The sequence below is a fragment of the uncultured Altibacter sp. genome, assembly GCF_963972995.1.
Taxonomy (GTDB): Bacteria; Bacteroidota; Bacteroidia; order Flavobacteriales; family Flavobacteriaceae; genus Altibacter.
In genome coordinates this window covers 80,066-97,855 of sequence record NZ_CAXAXI010000003.1, presented here as the reverse complement: position 1 = coordinate 97,855, position 17,790 = coordinate 80,066, and the positions used below count along the sequence as shown (strand labels likewise).

22 protein-coding genes are annotated in these 17,790 nt (G+C 41.5%); 7 read left to right on the top strand and 15 right to left on the bottom strand.

Annotated elements, in window-relative coordinates; all coding sequences use genetic code 11:
- A complete protein-coding gene (locus tag AACZ11_RS02200) occupies positions 1-750 on the top strand; it encodes a sulfite exporter TauE/SafE family protein (protein ID WP_290627670.1) in 750 nt (249 codons plus the stop codon).
- A 6-nt stretch (positions 751-756) separates the two neighbouring features.
- Entirely contained in the window at positions 757-885 is a 129-nt protein-coding gene (locus tag AACZ11_RS02195) for a hypothetical protein (RefSeq protein WP_290627668.1), read from the top strand.
- Between the two features lie 23 nt (positions 886-908).
- On the opposite strand, the gene AACZ11_RS02190 is transcribed toward AACZ11_RS02195, so the two are convergent.
- Positions 909-2,003 (bottom strand): adenylate/guanylate cyclase domain-containing protein, encoded by a 1,095-nt coding sequence (locus AACZ11_RS02190; protein WP_290627666.1) that lies wholly within the window; start codon positions 2,001-2,003, stop codon positions 909-911.
- 103 nt (positions 2,004-2,106) lie between these two features.
- A complete protein-coding gene (gene hemN, locus AACZ11_RS02185) occupies positions 2,107-3,471 on the bottom strand; it encodes an oxygen-independent coproporphyrinogen III oxidase (RefSeq protein WP_290627664.1) in 1,365 nt (454 codons plus the stop codon).
- A 193-nt stretch (positions 3,472-3,664) separates the two neighbouring features.
- Between hemN and AACZ11_RS02180 the strand changes: the two genes are divergently transcribed.
- The gene (locus AACZ11_RS02180; RefSeq protein ID WP_290627662.1) at positions 3,665-4,132 is read left to right on the top strand and encodes an isoprenylcysteine carboxylmethyltransferase family protein; all 468 of its coding nucleotides are present in this window, start codon (positions 3,665-3,667) and stop codon (positions 4,130-4,132) included.
- Positions 4,133-4,224: 92 nt separating this feature from the next.
- Positions 4,225-5,187: a thioredoxin-disulfide reductase gene (gene trxB, locus AACZ11_RS02175; RefSeq protein ID WP_290627660.1), complete on the top strand. Its 963-nt coding sequence runs from the start codon at positions 4,225-4,227 to the stop codon at positions 5,185-5,187.
- A 60-nt stretch (positions 5,188-5,247) separates the two neighbouring features.
- Here trxB and AACZ11_RS02170 read toward each other — a convergent pair whose 3' ends face one another.
- From AACZ11_RS02170 to AACZ11_RS02140, 7 genes are all read right to left on the bottom strand, one after another.
- The gene (locus AACZ11_RS02170; RefSeq protein WP_290627658.1) at positions 5,248-5,721 is read right to left on the bottom strand and encodes a hypothetical protein; all 474 of its coding nucleotides are present in this window, start codon (positions 5,719-5,721) and stop codon (positions 5,248-5,250) included.
- 90 nt (positions 5,722-5,811) lie between these two features.
- Positions 5,812-6,297, bottom strand: coding sequence for a nuclear transport factor 2 family protein (locus AACZ11_RS02165; RefSeq protein WP_290627656.1), 486 nt, complete (start codon positions 6,295-6,297; stop codon positions 5,812-5,814).
- Between the two features lie 76 nt (positions 6,298-6,373).
- Positions 6,374-7,102 carry a head GIN domain-containing protein gene (locus tag AACZ11_RS02160; protein WP_339831335.1) on the bottom strand — a complete coding sequence of 243 codons (729 nt, stop codon included), beginning with the start codon at positions 7,100-7,102 and terminating at the stop codon, positions 6,374-6,376.
- Positions 7,103-7,118: 16 nt separating this feature from the next.
- The gene (locus AACZ11_RS02155; RefSeq protein WP_290627652.1) at positions 7,119-8,873 is read right to left on the bottom strand and encodes a PspC domain-containing protein; all 1,755 of its coding nucleotides are present in this window, start codon (positions 8,871-8,873) and stop codon (positions 7,119-7,121) included.
- On the bottom strand, positions 8,870-9,208 hold the full coding sequence (locus tag AACZ11_RS02150) for a PadR family transcriptional regulator (RefSeq protein WP_034258757.1): 339 nt from the start codon (positions 9,206-9,208) through the stop codon (positions 8,870-8,872). The genes AACZ11_RS02155 and AACZ11_RS02150 overlap by 4 nt, the downstream gene beginning before the upstream one ends.
- A gap of 74 nt (positions 9,209-9,282) precedes the next feature.
- Positions 9,283-9,477, bottom strand: coding sequence for a hypothetical protein (locus AACZ11_RS02145; RefSeq protein ID WP_290627650.1), 195 nt, complete (start codon positions 9,475-9,477; stop codon positions 9,283-9,285).
- Positions 9,477-9,977, bottom strand: coding sequence for a DUF4870 domain-containing protein (locus tag AACZ11_RS02140; protein ID WP_290627648.1), 501 nt, complete (start codon positions 9,975-9,977; stop codon positions 9,477-9,479). The genes AACZ11_RS02145 and AACZ11_RS02140 overlap by 1 nt, the downstream gene beginning before the upstream one ends.
- Positions 9,978-10,109: 132 nt before the next feature.
- Here AACZ11_RS02140 and AACZ11_RS02135 point away from each other — a divergent pair, with 132 nt between their 5' ends.
- The 3 genes from AACZ11_RS02135 (at position 10,110) to AACZ11_RS02125 (ending at position 11,780) form a co-directional block, all read left to right on the top strand.
- A complete protein-coding gene (locus tag AACZ11_RS02135) occupies positions 10,110-10,565 on the top strand; it encodes a DUF4442 domain-containing protein (protein ID WP_290627646.1) in 456 nt (151 codons plus the stop codon).
- Positions 10,566-10,660: 95 nt separating this feature from the next.
- The gene (locus AACZ11_RS02130) at positions 10,661-11,461 is read left to right on the top strand and encodes a TIGR00266 family protein (RefSeq protein ID WP_290627643.1); all 801 of its coding nucleotides are present in this window, start codon (positions 10,661-10,663) and stop codon (positions 11,459-11,461) included.
- A gap of 121 nt (positions 11,462-11,582) precedes the next feature.
- Positions 11,583-11,780 (top strand): hypothetical protein, encoded by a 198-nt coding sequence (locus AACZ11_RS02125; RefSeq protein WP_034258752.1) that lies wholly within the window; start codon positions 11,583-11,585, stop codon positions 11,778-11,780.
- A 27-nt stretch (positions 11,781-11,807) separates the two neighbouring features.
- On the opposite strand, the gene AACZ11_RS02120 is transcribed toward AACZ11_RS02125, so the two are convergent.
- From AACZ11_RS02120 to AACZ11_RS02095, 6 genes are all read right to left on the bottom strand, one after another.
- Positions 11,808-12,749 (bottom strand): hydrogen peroxide-inducible genes activator, encoded by a 942-nt coding sequence (locus AACZ11_RS02120; protein ID WP_290627640.1) that lies wholly within the window; start codon positions 12,747-12,749, stop codon positions 11,808-11,810.
- Between the two features lie 133 nt (positions 12,750-12,882).
- Positions 12,883-13,311 (bottom strand): DUF2141 domain-containing protein, encoded by a 429-nt coding sequence (locus AACZ11_RS02115; RefSeq protein ID WP_290627638.1) that lies wholly within the window; start codon positions 13,309-13,311, stop codon positions 12,883-12,885.
- A gap of 188 nt (positions 13,312-13,499) precedes the next feature.
- Positions 13,500-14,831, bottom strand: a complete 1,332-nt coding sequence (locus tag AACZ11_RS02110) for a DUF58 domain-containing protein (RefSeq protein ID WP_290627636.1) — start codon at positions 14,829-14,831, stop codon at positions 13,500-13,502.
- Entirely contained in the window at positions 14,831-15,829 is a 999-nt protein-coding gene (locus AACZ11_RS02105) for a MoxR family ATPase (protein WP_290627634.1), read from the bottom strand. The genes AACZ11_RS02110 and AACZ11_RS02105 overlap by 1 nt, the downstream gene beginning before the upstream one ends.
- Entirely contained in the window at positions 15,816-17,033 is a 1,218-nt protein-coding gene (locus tag AACZ11_RS02100) for a DUF4350 domain-containing protein (protein WP_290627632.1), read from the bottom strand. The genes AACZ11_RS02105 and AACZ11_RS02100 overlap by 14 nt, the downstream gene beginning before the upstream one ends.
- Entirely contained in the window at positions 17,026-17,787 is a 762-nt protein-coding gene (locus tag AACZ11_RS02095) for a DUF4129 domain-containing protein (protein ID WP_290627631.1), read from the bottom strand. Before AACZ11_RS02095 ends, AACZ11_RS02100 begins: the two co-directional genes overlap by 8 nt.
- Between the last annotated feature and the right edge of the window lie 3 nt (positions 17,788-17,790).

Genomic DNA, 17,790 nt, shown 5'->3' with positions numbered 1-17,790 from the left:
ATGTTTGTATCGGCTTTAATTTTTGGGCTTTTGGGTAGTTTTCACTGCGTTGGCATGTGCGGACCCATTGCCTTTTTATTGCCGGTAGACCGCGCAAATCCCGTGAAAAAATCGGGGCAGATCGCGCTGTACCACATGGGTCGACTACTCTCATACGGGATCATAGGACTGCTTTTTGGATTGCTGGGAAAAAGTTTTTATCTCTTCGGAATGCAGCAGCAATTGTCTATTGTTGTGGGACTTTTAATGATCTTGGTGATCCTCTTGCCTTACCGAACTGTTAGCAGATATAACTTTTCAAAACCCATTTTCAAAGCGATCTCATCTGTTAAAAACCATTTGGGAACTGCGTTGAAAAAGCGGAGTCCGGACACCTTTTTAACCATAGGTTTCTTAAATGGATTTTTGCCTTGCGGACTTGTTTATATGGCCGTTTTTGGAGCGATCGCTTCGGGAAATGCGTTGGAAGGAAGTTTGTACATGGCTGTTTTTGGTTTTGGAACGATCCCCTTGATGACCACCGCCATTTATTTCGGAAATTTTCTTAGCGGTAAGGTACGTCAATACATACGCAAATCCATTCCCGTATTTGTTGTGCTTATGGGCTGTTTGTTTGTTGTGCGCGGTTTGGGATTGGGTATACCCTATATTTCTCCTACGCCCGTGGTGGAAAGTGTCTCTGCAGATTATAATTGTCATTCACCGGCTATGTCCAAAGCGACAACGCCTAACTATCAACCTTTAAAATAATTACCTATGATCTTAACAAATATACCTTTAGTGGATTGGGGCATGGGCACTGCCATTATTGTTGTTTTTGGCGTGGTTTGCACCGTGATGATTCTAGTTGTTCTCAACATGGTAAAAAGCGATAAGAAAAAATAACATGTTAGGGCGTTGACTTCTTTTTAAAGCTCGATGCGATATAATAAGATGTCATCTTTCTTTCCCCGAAGTTTTAGTTTACCCAGTTTGGTAAACGTAAAGGAGGAGGACGCCGGAAGTTTGTTCATCAATGCTTCCGAGATCAATGCCTTGGCATCGTAGGTATTGCACTGGGCTTGTATTCTGGCAGTTGTATTGAGGACATCACCCGTATAGATGATGTCCTTCTTAATAATCCCGATCTCTCCGGTAGTGACCTCTCCAATGTGAAAACCCGCTTTAAAGGATGGGACAATGCCAAACTCTTCCATATACTTTTGACGATTTCTATACAGGTCTTTCTCAATTTTGTAAAAACATTGGATACAATTGCTCTTATAGAGCCCTTTTTTTTCGGGCCAAGAGATCACAATTTCATCCCCAACATATTGATAGATCTCTCCAGCTGTTTCAAGGATGGCATCCGTCATATTAGCATAATAGGTCTTTATAAGTTGGAAATACTGGGCGTGCCCCATATTTTCGGCAATGGTGGTGGATGATTTCATATCCAAGAACATGAAGATCCTACACTCTTGATTAGGATGGTGGTATCTTCCGAGTAAAAAATTATAGAGCAATCGGCGACCTATGTATTCCTGTATATCTGAAAAGATCAAGGCAATGTTCAAGGTGACACCGGCGTAAATTACAATGGACCAAAAGGAGAATTGACCCATAAATCCCTGTATTCTATCGGTTGCAGAAGCATCCAAACTACCCGAAGGGGCATTCACCCAACTGGTGACTACGGTGAGTACCAATAAGAATAAAAGGATAAGAAACAAATAAATAAGGCTTTTCCAAAGGATCTTTACCCACAAAGGCTTGTCTGAAAATTGTTTGTGAAGCCAGAGGACTTCTATCGAGCCTTGTACGGCGCCCATGAGGAGACTTCCTAAGCTGAAATACAGGATGTTATTTCCAAAGTAATAATCGATACCCGTGGTGGGATATGCAATGGTAGTACTTCCTAATAGACCTACTTCCAAGAGGGCATACAACGTTCCAAAAATGAGCCAGATAATCGCAAAAACGATTATTTGCCGAATATAATGACCGTACTTTGGATGTATCATTAGTTAAAGATATAAAATAGACCGTTATATTCATCTTACTACTAGATACAAAAAAAGGGAAGTCATTGACTTCCCTTTTACCTATTAAACTAAAAATCAAACGCTATATCGTCATAGAAAATAGTCGCGTTTCGGGTTGCTTTCGTTGGAGCAACAGGTCAAAGGCCATGCAAATGTTTCGAACAAAGGGGCGCCCTTTTTCGGTGACTGTCAGTCCGTTTTTTTGAAATTCGATCAAGCCGTCCTTCTCGATCTCCTTCAATTTTACCAATACATCGGGCAGTTCATTAAAATAGTCTTCCTGATGCTTCCAATTTGTTTCTAGCGTACACATGAGATTGAGAATGTGTTTGCGAATCACTAAGTCCTCCTTAGTAAGTACATGTCCGCGATATACGGGAATGATATTCTTTTCTACGAGATCCTGATACGCCTCCACACCTTTTTCGTTTTGTGCGAAACCGTACCAACTGTCGCTAATGGCCGAAGCTCCCAAACCAATCATCACTTGGGTTTTGGAGTCGGTGTATCCCATAAAGTTTCTGTGAATGGTTTTCGATACCGAAGCTTTGTACAAGCTGTCTGTTGGCAAAGCGAAGTGATCCATGCCAATTTCAACATAGCCCGCTTCGAGCAACATGCGTTTTCCCGTTTCGTATTGCACTCGTTTTTCTTCGGCTGAAGGTAAGTTTTCTTCCTTAAACCCTCGTTGCCCATTTCCTTTGAGCCACGGTACATGGGCATAGCTATAGAACGCAATCCGGTCCGGCATAAGTTCTTTGGTGCGCTCTATGGTATGAATAATATGTTCTTTTTTCTGAAAAGGGAGTCCGAAGATAATGTCGTGCCCTACTGAGGTAAAACCGGCGTTGCGTGCTGCTTTGGTCACATTTTTCACATTTTCGAACGGTTGGATGCGATGGATGGCCTTTTGCACCGTCTCGTTATAGTCCTGTACGCCGTAGCTTACACGCGTAAATCCAAAGGACGCTAATACGTCTAAATGTTCTTCGGTAGTATTGTTGGGGTGACCTTCAAAGCTAAGGTCGGCATTGGCTGCTTTTTTTGTTCTTCGGAAAAGTCCTTCCAAGAGCATTTGCAGGTTTTGAGGTGTAAAGAAGGTAGGAGTACCTCCGCCCAAGTGTAATTCTTTAATGATGGGGCGCTCTTCAAACATATCGATATACAACTGAAGCTCTTTAAGTACCGACTTCAAGTAAGGGATCTCTACATCGTGATTCTTTGTGATTCGCTTATTGCAGCCGCAAAAGGTGCATAGGCTTTCACAAAAAGGTAAATGAATGTACAGGCTAATGCCTTGAGATTCGTTACTTTCTTTAAAACTTTGCATTATGGTTTCTTTCCAATGCTTTAAAGAAAAGCTGTCATTGTCCCAATACGGAACGGTAGGGTAACTTGTATAGCGGGGCCCTGCGACATTGTATTTAGTGATAAGGGATGCACACATATATTTCGACTTTTATATCGCAAAAATAGTGGCGGTAAAGGTCTTGTAAAATGATATATATCAGCTTTCAAAACCTCTCAAATCACGCGATCCTATCTAATGAACCTTATGTGCTACTTAGTGTCCTATTTGTTTTCTCAAATTGCAAAATATATTATTTTTGTATGCCTTGAAATTTGAATTCCTACGGTTCGTGCTCAAAAAAGACATTGTATACCTACTCGTTCAGTTCTTCTTTTTTGCTTTGTTCTTCATAGCATGGGAAGACAATTTTGGTATTGAATTGCCACAATGGCTTGCACATATCTGTTTGGTGTTTGTAGGATTAGGGATTTTTGTAATTGTCTTGGGGATCTTGAACCTAAGTGATTCCTTAAGCCCAATATCTTCGAAAGAGAAGCATGCAGCATTAATTTCTTACGGTATCTATAAGTACGTGCGTCACCCTATTTATTTGGGTATATTGATCGCCATGATCGCCTTCGCCATCTACAGTGTTTCGGTTATAAAATTGGTTATCGCCTTCGCCTTAATTGTTGTGCTCTATTTAAAATCATCTTACGAAGAGAAACTGTTAATAAAGGATTTTTCAGATTATAAGGACTATAAGGATTCCACGGGGCGTTTTTTTCCGAAGAAAAACGATAGGAATCAGCAATAATTAAATACCTATTATTAATACTATTTACTATCCTATTTTTAACGAAAGTTGCTACTTTTGCAGTCTACTAATTTATTAGAAAGAATTACATTATGTCTGATACCATAGAAAGAATAAAATGTTTGATCATTGGATCGGGGCCGGCGGGTTATACAGCTGCGATCTATGCTGCCAGAGCCGACCTGAAGCCTGTGATGTATACCGGAATGGAACCCGGCGGTCAATTGACCACCACTACCGAAGTTGATAATTTCCCCGGATACCCCGATGGTGTGGACGGACCTACCATGATGGTGCAATTGCAGCAACAAGCCGAGCGCTTCGGAACTCAGGTGCGCATCGGGATGGTGACCGCCGTGGATTTTAGCGATGAGGTGGGTGGGATCCATAAGATTACGGTGGACAACGACACACAATTAGAAGCCGAAACCGTGATTATTTCTACCGGAGCTACGGCAAAATACTTAGGGCTTCCCAGTGAGCAACGCTTACGCGGCGGCGGTGTATCGGCCTGTGCGGTATGCGACGGATTCTTTTATAAAGGTCAGGACGTTGCGATTGTAGGTGGTGGAGATACTGCTGCCGAAGAAGCTACCTATTTGGCTAATATTTGTAACAAAGTAACTATGTTGGTGCGTAAAGATCATATGAAAGCCTCAAAGGCAATGCAGCACCGCGTGACGTCTACCAAAAACATTGATCTAAGATACAACACAGAGATCGATGAGGTTCTGGGAGATACTGTTGTGGAAGGTTTACGCATGGTGAACAATGAAACCGGAGAGAAGGAAACAATAGCTATCACCGGCCTGTTCATTGCGATTGGGCATAAACCCAATACAGAGATCTTTAAAGGGCAGATCGATATGGATGAGACAGGATACATCATCACAAAAGGCAAAAGCACTAAGACCAATAAACCGGGCGTCTTTGCAAGTGGCGATGTGCAGGATAAAGAGTACCGTCAAGCGGTTACGGCTGCAGGAACGGGATGTATGGCTGCTTTGGATGCGGAGCGGTATCTCGTGAGCATTGAAAGTGAGGTAACGGCCTAAGGCAATACTGACATGTTAAAATTAATAAATCCGAAGTGCGTAATGTGCTTCGGATTTTTTTTACAACTTACTGAAGGTTAAGAATTGCATATTTCCGTCTGAACTTTCATCAAAAAGCTCGACTCGTGTAGCACTGGCGGAAGTGATATGCCAATTGTCTGAAAGTTCTCCCAAAAGCGTTGCATTGGTAAAGGATATCAATAGTTCCTCGTCATTTTCAATTCCATCATCGTCTGAAGCATCATTGGAAGCATCTTCGTATTCCCAGTTTCCGGTTTCGCTGAAAATGTCGTTGGCAGCTTCAACAGATCTGTCTGTGTTAAAATTGAAAGTAAAACTGATGTATTCGTTGGTATGGTCGGCGTTGTTATTGAAAAAATAGGAGATTCGCCAAGTTCCTTCAGGAAGATCGCTCACCACATTTGCATTCACATTGGTAGCCGCATCATCATCATTGGATTTACAGCTTTTGAAAAGCAAGGCAGAAAAAACTAAAAAAAGCAAGGCTGCGAACGGAGCTACATTTGATCTCATGGGGATATTCTTTGTGCTAGTGTAACGATACTTTTTTGAATTTATTACAGCACTTTCAGAAAAATTGATTCGCCCGTGTCATATTGTAAATTAAGGAGCTTTGTGATCATAGCTCAAGACCCTGGCCAGTTGCCAATTACCGTCTTTCAGTAACCAAAGATGTGTAAACAAGGCAGTGCTTCCCGGTGTTTCGCTTTCACCATTCCTACTTTCGAAAAAACGATGGCTTCCTATCTGTATCGCTCCGTATAGCGTTCCATTATCATAGAGCGGAAATACTTTTAAACTTCCGGGAACAAGCTCTCTTCGGGATTTAAAATTAGGATTACCGCAAATATTTTTTTGCATTGTTTCCATGAATTCCTTTTTGGAGTGCTGTATCCCTCCTTGATCGTGATAAAATTCCAGATCCTCTCGAATGAGAAGGTGTAATGGAGCAGGATCGCAACGATTAAAAGCCACATCGAACAATAAGCTGTCGTTGTATTTTAATGTCTTGAAGAGTTCTGATGATGTTGCTACTTGGGCTGTAGCATGTGTTGTAATAAGCATAACGAGGATATAAACTAGTTTCATGATGTATCAATTAAACATAAAACCCCTAAGCCATGGAACAACTTCGGGGTTTTATAGGTTGGTTAGACCGTTTGTGTTACATTTTGTGAATGTTACCGCTACGACTACTATTGTTAGTAACCGCGGTAGGATCGCCGTAATAATTAATATCTCCGCCACTACTGGCATCGGTGCGAAGTTCGTCCTTTACATGTACCGTAATATCTGCCCCGCTGGAAGCTTCAGCATTGCAGGTTAGTACCAACAGGTTCTTTGCATTGAGATCACTTCCGCTGGAGGCATCTGCAATTAATTTGGATGCTTTTCCGCTAACTTTCAGGTCGGCACCGCTACTGGTTTCGGCATAGACCTCCTTAGCAAATACTTCAGCTTCAAGATCGGCACCACTACTGGCGTCCAGGGATACACGCTCACTTCTAACTACAGAATTCGCGATCACATCGGCACCGCTGCTGGCGGCAATTGTTGTAAGCGACACATACGTTACGTGTACCTTTTTAGCCTTCGAGCGACCAATATTCTTTCCGTTGACGACACCCACGGAAAGTTTTCCATTCGTAATTTCGGTCGTAATGATATCTTGGAGATTCTCATCGGCTTCCACTAGGATCTTTTGTTCGGTACCTTCCGTAAGGAAGACATCGATACCGGCACTGCCTTTTACTTGATCAAATGCTTCGGCAGCAGGTCGTTCTTCGGTAACCACATTTCCGTCACCATGAATTTGTCCCAGTGAAATATCAAAATTACAGGAGACACTCGCAATGGAAATGAAAAGTACGGCTATGATTTTAAATGATTTCATATCGTTTGGTTTTAAATTAGTTATCTATGGTTAGTTGAATTGAATCTGAATGGCTCCCCGGATTGATCTTTACACCGTTCTTATCAATAATAATCTCGTGCGGACCGTCTTCATCGTTCCATTCTTCTTCCAATTCCCGTTCCCAATCATCGCTTTCCGTTTCAGAATTTCTTTCGGAAGGATCCATTTCTTCCATAGGGCAATCCAAACATTCGGTCTTATTACTCAAGATGCGCAGATAATGAGATTCATCACCATTGTCCAAAATATCCCGGTAGCTGGAAGAATTCCTGTGAAACGAATAGGTGTTCTCTTCGGCATAAAGAACCGTACCCACAGGCAGATATAATAACACCTGTACTTCTTGATCGCGGTATTTATTTTCGATGCCGGTCAAGAAATATCCGTCGAGCAGCAGTTTATTTCCTTGAAGGTTGTACGCATAGTTTATTGCCTCTGCGCGTTGTCTGGCTTCAAGAAGACTTCGACCTTCGGCGTGTTTTTCTATCACAATTTTCGCTACCGAATCGTTGGTAGAACGAACGATCAATCTAATGTCATTGGAATAGATGATCTTTTCGTCATTTTCATCGTATTTAATCTCAACGCCCCCGCTGCGTCGTACCGTGTATTCGTACAGGTTGTTCGCTGCCATCTCCAGACGCAGGGTATCTCCTGTGCGTATAGGGAGCGTAGATTCTTCAATGAATTCCCCGTTATAGGCCTGTTCTGAGGCTTGTTGAACTCCTAAAATACCCAAACCAACAATACTGAAGAACCACACCACAAGCAAGATAATCTTGGCAGGTGTCCCTATGGATTTTAAATTATCGATAAGTAATTTCAATCCTAGAATGAAGAGCACAAAGAATGGAATTCCCACGGCAAAAAATACTAACAATGAAATAAGCCACAGTGGCGCATTGGTGGTATCGACCAATGAAATGTAATCCATCACCTCTCCATGTCCCCATAGATCCATAGAGCCAAATGTGAACAGTCCTACGATCAATCCTACAAGGGTTGATAAGGATATAATAATTAAAATCACTCCAATAAATTTGACAAATATCTTAAGTAGGGTAAGAAGGATACTACCGAGAGCATCGAAAAAACCGGAAGCTCCGCTTTTCACTTTTTTCCCGTATTTGTCATAGTCTGCGTTCTTTACCTTATCCGCGACAGTATCATATCCTTCTTTAAACTTTTTTTCAATATTCGATATATTGATGGCCTCTCCGGTCATTTTTAATTTATCCGATGTGCTTTCGGCAGCGGGAACCAATATCCAAAAGAGAATATAGATCACAATAAAGAATCCGCTGGATAATACCGTAAGTAATACCCACGCCAATCGGATCCAGATAGCGTCTATTCCCATATAGTGACCCAATCCCGATGATACTCCGGAAATAAATTTATTGTCGATATCCCGAAACAGTTGTTTATACGAGGTGGTACGTGTTCGTGATTTTGATGAGGGAGGTACATCTTCAAAGATCTCTTCGTCTACCATATAATCCTCCGGTTGCCCCATTACTTTAATAACGGCATCTACTTCTTTTAGGGTAACAACATGTGCGTTGCTTTCTAATTTTTCAGAAAAGAGCTCTGCGATCCGCGCTTCAATGTCACGCAAGATCTCGTCACTTCCCTGAGGATCTGACAGCGATTTCTTTATCGCGTCCAAATAGCGTGATAATTTTCCAAAGGCATCTTCATCGATGTGGAAAAATGTGCCTGCTAGATTTATATTTACTGTCTTGTTCATTTTGTAGTTTTTTCGCTGGTTACTCTATTTACAGCCTGCTGCAGTTCGCTCCAGGTGGTATTTAGTTCTTTTAAAAATAGTTTACCGGTCTCGGTCAATTCATAATACTTGCGCGGTGGTCCGCTGGTGGATTCTTCCCATCGATACGCTAGCAGTCCCGCATTCTTAAGACGGGTCAACAGCGGATAAATGGTTCCTTCCACGACAAGCATTTTTGCGTCTTTTAAGGTTTCAAGAATATCGCTTGTATACGCTTCCCCATCCTTAAGAATGGAAAGGATACAATATTCCAGAACTCCTTTACGCATTTGCGCTTTTGTGTTTTCGATTTTCATCTGTCTCTTCTGTTTTAAATCATTTGGAGCAGTTAGGTATCTTGTCTAGGTGATTAGCAAAGACATGAACCGGCTTACTTCACCTGCTCTTTTTTACATTTTGTGAATAACTGTTCGTTTTTGTTGATGCACTGAGTGTTTGTAGTATGCATAGCTTCTTTACAGAGTTCTTTTGCTGCAAAAGACGTCTCTTTTGCTTGCAGAGGCATTCCGCCTCCCGACAACGTGTTCATGACGATCGCCAATAAAATACTAACTAGTGTGCTCATTATTTTGATTGATTTTGTCCCGAAACGGTTCGGGGAGTTGTTTTAATAAAAGGGATACATAGAGGGTATCTGTACTGTTCTCCTTGTGCGGCACGTAATGTAGCCGAAATGACTGCGTATAGTTCTAAGACAAAAAGTCCAAACAATAGCAATACGATCAAAAAGAATAATAGAATATATCCGCTAAGGTTCCTTATATCGGAAAAATGCATTTCGCGGGTCGTATGTTCTACAGCATCGACCAAGGATACAAAGTCTGTTACAAAAAGTAAGAAAAAGGGCAAACAAAGCAGACCGATCATTAAGGTGTACACAAAAATGCTCAATTGAAAATTGATCGCCTGTCTTCCGTGATGATCCACAAATTCACTCTCCTTATTAAATGTCCAAAGTAATAGTGGAGCAAAAAAATTGGCGAACGGGAAAAAATACTTCAGAAATGTGGATAGGTGTATAAACGCCCCCAGATTCTTATGTGTAATGGTTGTAGTTGCTTCCATGATTTTTAGTTTCCTATACAAATATATGTCTAAAAGAAGGTATTATGTTACGCATAGTACTATAATTAACATTTTTTTAACATATTATACGTATCCGTAAATTGTGATATCTTAGCTGAAAATTCTTCAGAAATGCCTTTAAAACCGAGTCAGATTAACACGTATCTACTATTTAAATTGCCGTCTGCCTTCTTATGTGGCGTTCGTCTTCGATCCATTTCCGAAGCAAACTGCACCACCACGGTCCGCTATAGATGGATCAATCAAAATCCTTTTAAATCCATGTTCTGGGCCGTACAAGGTATGGCAGCGGAGTTGAGTACCGGTGCATTGGTGATGTCTTATATTAAAGAGCGCGACGCATCGGTTTCCATGCTTGTGGCGAATAACAAAGGCTCTTTTAGCAAGAAAGCCAAAGGGAAGATCACTTTTACTTGTAACGATGGTCTTAAGATCAAACAGGCGATCGATAAAACCTTATCGACCGGAGAAGGTGTGACGTGTTGGATGCATTCTGAAGGATTGAATGCACAGGGAGAGCAGGTGTCTAGTTTTGACTTCGAATGGACCGTTAAAAGAAAAAATTGAATGTCACTTTTTGAATAGCACTGTTATACACCTCGGTTGTAACAAAACAGAAATTCGATCAACCAATAGTTGCAATAACCAAAAAATAAGAGAACATGGAAGCACATGAAATAGACTATAGCATCTATGGTGAAGAGATGCAATACGTAGAAATCGAATTGGATCCCAATGAAGGAGTCGTGGCCGAAGCAGGCAGCTTTATGATGATGGATGACGGAATTAAAATGGAGACCATCTTTGGTGACGGTTCCTCACGTGATAACAGTGTCATGGGAAAGATATTTGGTGCCGGAAAGCGATTACTTACAGGGGAGAGTTTGTTCATGACCGCCTTTTACAATACGATTCCAGGAAAGAAGCGTGTAAGTTTCGCTTCTCCATATCCGGGGAAGATCATTGCAATTGACCTGCGTAAGTTCAACGGAAAATTTATTTGTCAGAAGGACGCTTTCCTTTGCGCAGCCAAGGGGGTTTCTATTGGGATTGAATTCTCACGCAAATTGGGCCGCGGACTCTTTGGGGGAGAAGGTTTTATTATGCAAAAGCTCGAAGGGAACGGTATGGCTTTTGTGCATGCCGGCGGAACTACCGCAACAAAGGAATTGGCCCCGGGAGAAAAATTGAAAGTGGATACTGGCTGTATTATTGGTTTTGACCATACGGTGGATTACGATATAGAGTTTGTAGGAGGGATTAAAAACACCTTGTTTGGAGGCGAAGGGCTGTTCTTTGCTACCCTAACAGGTCCCGGAACGGTATACATTCAATCATTGCCGTTTAGCCGACTGGCGAAACGTGTATGGGCATCGGCGCCTCAAGGCGGAGGTAAAGATAAAGGTGAAGGCAGTATTCTAGGGGGATTGGGCGATCTCTTAGATGGGGACAACCGATTTTAACACCCTATTTTTGATCAATAGGAAATAACAAATCAATTTTTTTGTTATCTTTAAGGAGCGTAATAAAACCTACCTGCCTATTGACAACAACTACATAACCTATTTTAAATTCAATTTAACTATGGCTAGAGCAATGTTTGACTACACAAAAGCTGTACTCGCAAAAGTTAGTTTTGATGTTAATTTGTTCTGCAAAGAGTTGAAAAAGGCGATGACACGATTGCTTCCTTACGAAATTGAGGAACTTAAAATCTGGGTTGACTCTTTGATCAAGCAGAACCCCCAACTAAATCAATGTTTAATCTATTTAAATCCATAAAAAAAGGCCCTGTTTACAGGGCCTTTTTTAGTTTTTAGCTTTCGGACTGATGATCTTCACATCCTGAAAGGCGATCGCACCACGGATCACCCCGGAAATACTTTCATACAACGCATTGATAATCTGTAATTTCAACTCGTTCTTATTATACAACAGACTTACCTCTCGAGCGGGAGAGGGTTCGGTAAAATAACGCAAATAGCTCTTTTGTTCATTTGGTATGTCTAAGGTATGAAGAAACGGCAGTAATGTCATTCCCAATCCTTCGTTAGATAATTTTATAAGAGTCTCAAAGCTACCGCTCTCCAGTTGAAAAGAATCACCGGCCTGCAGTTTTGAAGCTTTACAAAGATTGACCACGCCGTCCCTAAAACAGTGACCATCTTCTAATAAAAGAATATCGTCAAGATCAAGATCCTTTCCCTCAATTTTTTGTTTATCAAACAAACGGTGATGTTCCGGAATATAGCCCACAAAAGGTTCATAATAAAGCACCCGTTCCTTAATGCTTTCGATCTCTAAGGGAGTAGCGGCAATGGCCGCATCCAAATGTCCGTCCTTTATTTTATGGATGATCTCATCGGTGGTGAGTTCTTCGATCTTCAGCTGAACTTTTCCGTAACGTTTTGTAAAGTTCTTCAAAAACATAGGAAGCAGGGTAGGCATTACTGTAGGAATGATCCCCAGTTTGAAGACACCTCCAATAAATCCCTTCTCTTGATCTACCACATCTTGCATCCTATCGGCTTCGTTCACGATATTACGAGCCTGATTCACTATTTTTTTGCCAATGGCAGTTAGTTCGATGGGTTTTTTAGTTCGGTCGAAGATTTGAATGCTCAATTCTTCTTCCAGTTTCTGAATTTGCATACTCAGCGTAGGCTGTGTCACGAAAGTCTTTTGAGCTGCTTTGGTAAAATTTTGATGTTCGGCTACGGCCAGTACATATTTTAATTGGGTGATGGTCATGATCGTACTTTCTATGGATCAAAGATACGATTTTGTATCGATAAAATCTATTACATGGTTTATCAAAAAAAGATTTTACCTATAAAAAAGTCCGAAGTAAATGCTTCGGACGTTACACAAAAATAGGCTTAGCTTACATGATAATTTCGAAGGTGAGGGGTTCATCGCCCACCTCAAATTTTGAATCATTCCATTGCGGAGGACCAAATGAAAGTACATTGTTGGAGGCACCATACATTTCTTTCGGCATACCATTGGCTTCAAAATCCATTTGTTTATTGTCGTTTTTGTCATGAAAAAGTACAACAGCATATGTGCCGGGAAGTACACTGGTAAACGTGACCGTGGCCTTACCGTCAACAATGGTGCTTTCCAAGCCCATGAGCGGCTGTTTTAAGAATGTGGTCTCATCATAAAGTGCGAAAATAACATGTCCTTCCGTGCTTTGTACCGGTACAGTAACTGTGAGCGTGGTTCCTTCTGAAGGAGATACGTTTTCAGTTTGAGCTTGCAGGATGTAGGCGCTTAGAGTAAGGGTGAGTGTAAGTAATAACGTTTTCATAATGTGAATGTTTAGAGTTACAATTTCTTCTGAAGCAAAACTCTACTAAAACCTACTGTTGCAAAAAAGAAAAACGCTCAATTGTCGATTGCCCGGGATGAGTTGTATGTTCTTGGAAGTAAGAAGTAGGAAGTAGGAAGTTGGAAGTTGGAAGTAGGAAGTTGGAAGTTGGAATTTTGGTATACTCATTACAACAAGCCCTTAGCCTTGATCTCCAAATATTTATTGATGGTGTTGACGGTAAGATCCTCCGGAGCCGTTAGCACGGTTTGGATGCCGCGTTGCTGAAGCTCTCTAACCATTACTTTTTTATCGAACTGAAATTGCTGCGCAATAGTTTGGTCGAATATTTCAGGAATGGTGGTAGCTTCTGACTCGCTCAGACTTTTTAACTCGGTATTTTCAAAAAAGATCACTACTAATACATGTTTCTTCGCAATCGCGAGCAAATAAGGAAGTTGCCTGTGTAAGGCCGAAATGTGTTCAAAATTGGTATACAAGAGGAGCAGGCTTCTATGGGTAATCCGGCGTTTCACAAAGGCCTGAAGGGTACCAAAATCTGAATCCAAGAATGTTGAGTCTATATTATAAAGTGTGTCAAGAACTGAATTAAGATATGTTTTCTTCGCAACGGCAGGCAGGTAGTTCCCGATCTTATGTGAGAAATCCAACAGACCGACCTTGTCTCCTTTTTTCAATGCGATATTTGAAAAAGCCAAGGAGCTGTTAATGGCATAATCGACCAATTTTAAGCCATTAAATGGCATTTTCATCACCCTACTGGTGTCTATGATGGAGTACACAGGCTGCATCTTTTCATCTTGAAACTGATTTACCATCAACCTCGCCTGCTTCGCCGTAGCTTTCCAGTTCACGGTTCGAACGTCATCACCTGCTACATATTCCTTGATCTGTTCAAACTCCATAGTATGACCTATCTTTCGAATTTTTTTTAGTCCTATATGTGTCAATCGGTTATCGATCGCTAAAAAATCATATTTTTTCATTTGTATGAACGATGGATACACTTTCACCATTTGTTCTTTGTTAAAAGTGTAGCGTCTGCGAATCATACCTAAGGTACTGGAGGCATAGCAGTTCATATTTCCGAAGATATATTCCCCGCGTTCAACAGGTCGGACGATATAGGAAAGTGTGTTTCTGTTCTTACCCGGAATTGTTACTTTTCTGAAAAAATCTCGCTTCTGAAACTGCACCGGTAATTCTTCAACGATGGCAACATGTACTGTAAAGGTATACGCATTCTTTAGCTGAAGCAGCACTTCATTCTCATCACTATTTGAGAATTTTTCGGGTAATATACGATCTCCTTGCAGTCCTGCGGTACTGTAAAGCATACTCATTTCAATGATCACAACGGCCGCTACGAACACCACACCAATCCATACAATACCATAAAGGGAAGGTATCCAATACGATAGAAGGAATAGGAGTGCAATCGCACTTAGCGTATAGAAAAAGCGTTCGCTTAGATACAAGGATTTGATAAAATTGATCACTAGCGAGGTATTTCAACAGATTGTGCGATCATATCGATCACGGTTTCCGGTGTCATTCCTTCCATTTCACGTTCGGGGGATAGTATAATACGATGTCGTAATACAGGTGCCAATGATCGCTTCACATCGTCCGGGGTTACAAAATCCCGCCCACTCATTGCAGCAAAGGCTTTTGAGGCATTCATGATCGCCAACGATGCGCGGGGGGAACCTCCCAAATATAGATGCGGGTGATTTCTGGTCTTGTCCACCACTTGGGCAATGTAATTGAAGATCTTTTCTTCAATAAGGACCTCCTGTACCTGTGATCTAAACTTCTTCAAGGTTTCCGGGGTGATCACGGCTTCAATTTGCTCTTGCGGAAGATCGAACTTCCTGTCGTGGTGTGTTTTGAGGATCGTTACTTCATCTGTCAAACTTGGGTAGCCCACTTTTATCTTAAACAGGAATCGGTCTAACTGGGCTTCGGGAAGGGCATAGGTACCTTCCTGTTCAACAGGGTTTTGTGTTGCCAAGACCATGAACGGATATTCCATATTGTATTGATGTCCGTCCATGGTGATCTGTCGTTCTTCCATAACCTCAAAAAGTGCGGCCTGTGTTTTCGCAGGCGCACGGTTGATCTCGTCTATCAAGACCACATTTGAAAAGATAGGTCCCTTTTTAAACTCGAATTCGGAGGTTTTCATGTTCAGTACAGATGTCCCTAGAACATCACTGGGCATGAGATCCGGTGTAAATTGTATCCGACTGAAATCGGTATGCAATGTTTTCGCAAAAAGTTTTGCAGTAATGGTCTTGGCAATTCCGGGAACTCCTTCAATGAGCACATGACCTCGCGCCAAAAGACTTACGATAAGAAGCTCAATAAAATCATGCTGACCAATAATGATCTTTCCCAATTGTGTTTTGATGCCGTCTACCGCCCCCTTTAGTTCGTCTAAGGGTATACGATTATTAAAATGCAATTCGTCATTGCTTGCTTCAGGATGTTCCATCGAGTGTTTTTTTATAAATAGTGATTCGTTTGTTGAGTTCTAATAATTCTTCTTGAGAAGTTTGTTCTTGCTGTTGTATCTTTTCCATAAAAGTAAACAGATTTTTGGTGTCTTCAAGACTGTTACCGCTTCGTGATGCCACGGCGGCAAAAAACCGTGGGTTGGTTTTTTCGGTGGGGACCCTGAGTCGGGTACGGATGTATTCAAAAAAGAGCGAGATCTGCTTTTTGGCGATCTCATGTGTTTGCCTTTGATCTAAGTACATCCCCGAAATTGTTCGTGTGTATTCGTAGGTTTTGTTAGTTACCGGATTTACAATGGGAATGCTACGTTGTTTTCTTTTTCCCTCGAACAATACAAAAAGCAGTGCACCCATAAGGACCATATAATACGCCCATTTTAAATATTTATTATTGAACAAGATATATAGTGGCGATATGTTTATGCTTTTACCCGATTTGTAATGCGTGTCCCAAAACACGGGACGCCCATCGTTTATATAGCCTAGCAAACCTTCTGTATAACGTACATGCTGTTGCGTAAGCAGAAAGTAATTTGAGAATACTTCCGGTTGGGTGTGTAGATAGATTGTTCCTTCTCCAATAGGTGCTTTAATGAAATTAACAAGAGGTTGCGTGATCTCCAATGTGTCGTTAAACGGCTGACTAACACCTAAAACGGTATGTGAAAGTGTGTCTATTTCAGAAAAATACCGCATCACTCGATCCCGTTCTATGTGATAAGGCCCTTTCGCCGTAAATGTAGGGTTAACAAGTTTCAACATGGGTTCGGTTCCTAATTGATCGGGCAGCCAAGCGGTCTCAACGTTAAGTTGTAACGTGTCTAACAACGGCATGCTATGATAGGTCGCTGAAGCAAATACTGTATTCCCCTTGGCCACCCAAGCAAACATTCGTTCTAGTTCTGCCGTATCAAAAGAAAGGTTGTCATTTACAAAAAAATAGGTGCCGGACAGGGTCGTGTCGCGTAGGTTTTCGAACGGAGGCTGCCGCATGTCCACTAGTTTTTCTCCAAGCCTTTTTTGCAAGACATCATGCATGACATAGGTTCCTAAGGGAATTTTGTCTTCTTGAGTATAGCTGGGAAACCAATTTACCGGCATGGGTCGCGTTGCTTCCAAATAAACCAATGCGGCTACCATGAGCAACAATCCGAAAAATGCCAGCTGTTGGAGTTTAGTCATTGGTCTTAGGGAATTGTTGTTCTAATTTCTGAAAGGTGCGTTGTGCCACATGATAATCTGTTTCGGTAACGGCAAAACTGCCATACCATATATAATCGTAAAGATTGGTGACTTTTTGAAACTGAAGGTGGAGCGGTCCCGAGGCCAATTCGGCTATATAATCGCTGTTGGTCTTATCGAATTCATAATCGATAAGATGGGCTTCACTCAATTGCTTTAAGATCAAAAGATACGAATACCGCACTGCCAGGCGGTAATCCTTTTGCTCCAGCGCTTTTTGAATAAGCTTTTTAATGTCAGCGGTCTTTATGATCTCTTCTTCTTCGGTAAAGAAAACATCCGGGGCCTCTTGGGACTTTAAAATTTTCGCACCCGGATTTAGCTTGTAGAACAACCAGATAATGAACCCAATAATTCCTGCAATGATAAGGTAGGGCAGCATCTTTAAGATAAAACCCCAAAACGGACTGTTTATGGAGTCGCCCAATAGCCATTGCCAAAATTTAAACCACAATCCGGCCAACCAGCGTTTGAATTGCTCCCACCAATTATCTTCATCGGGTGTTGCTTCGGTGTAATTGAAAGCTTCGTCCTTTTTATAATTGGCGATGGATTCTTTACTGAGTTCCAAAGGACGTACGTCCCTGTCTGTATCGTACTGAATTACTTTTTTTTCAGTAGCGGCCAGGGAGTCCTGTGCTTGCATTTCCGAAGCAAAGAATAAAAAGAGTGCTAAAGTAAAAAGAATTCGCATGTG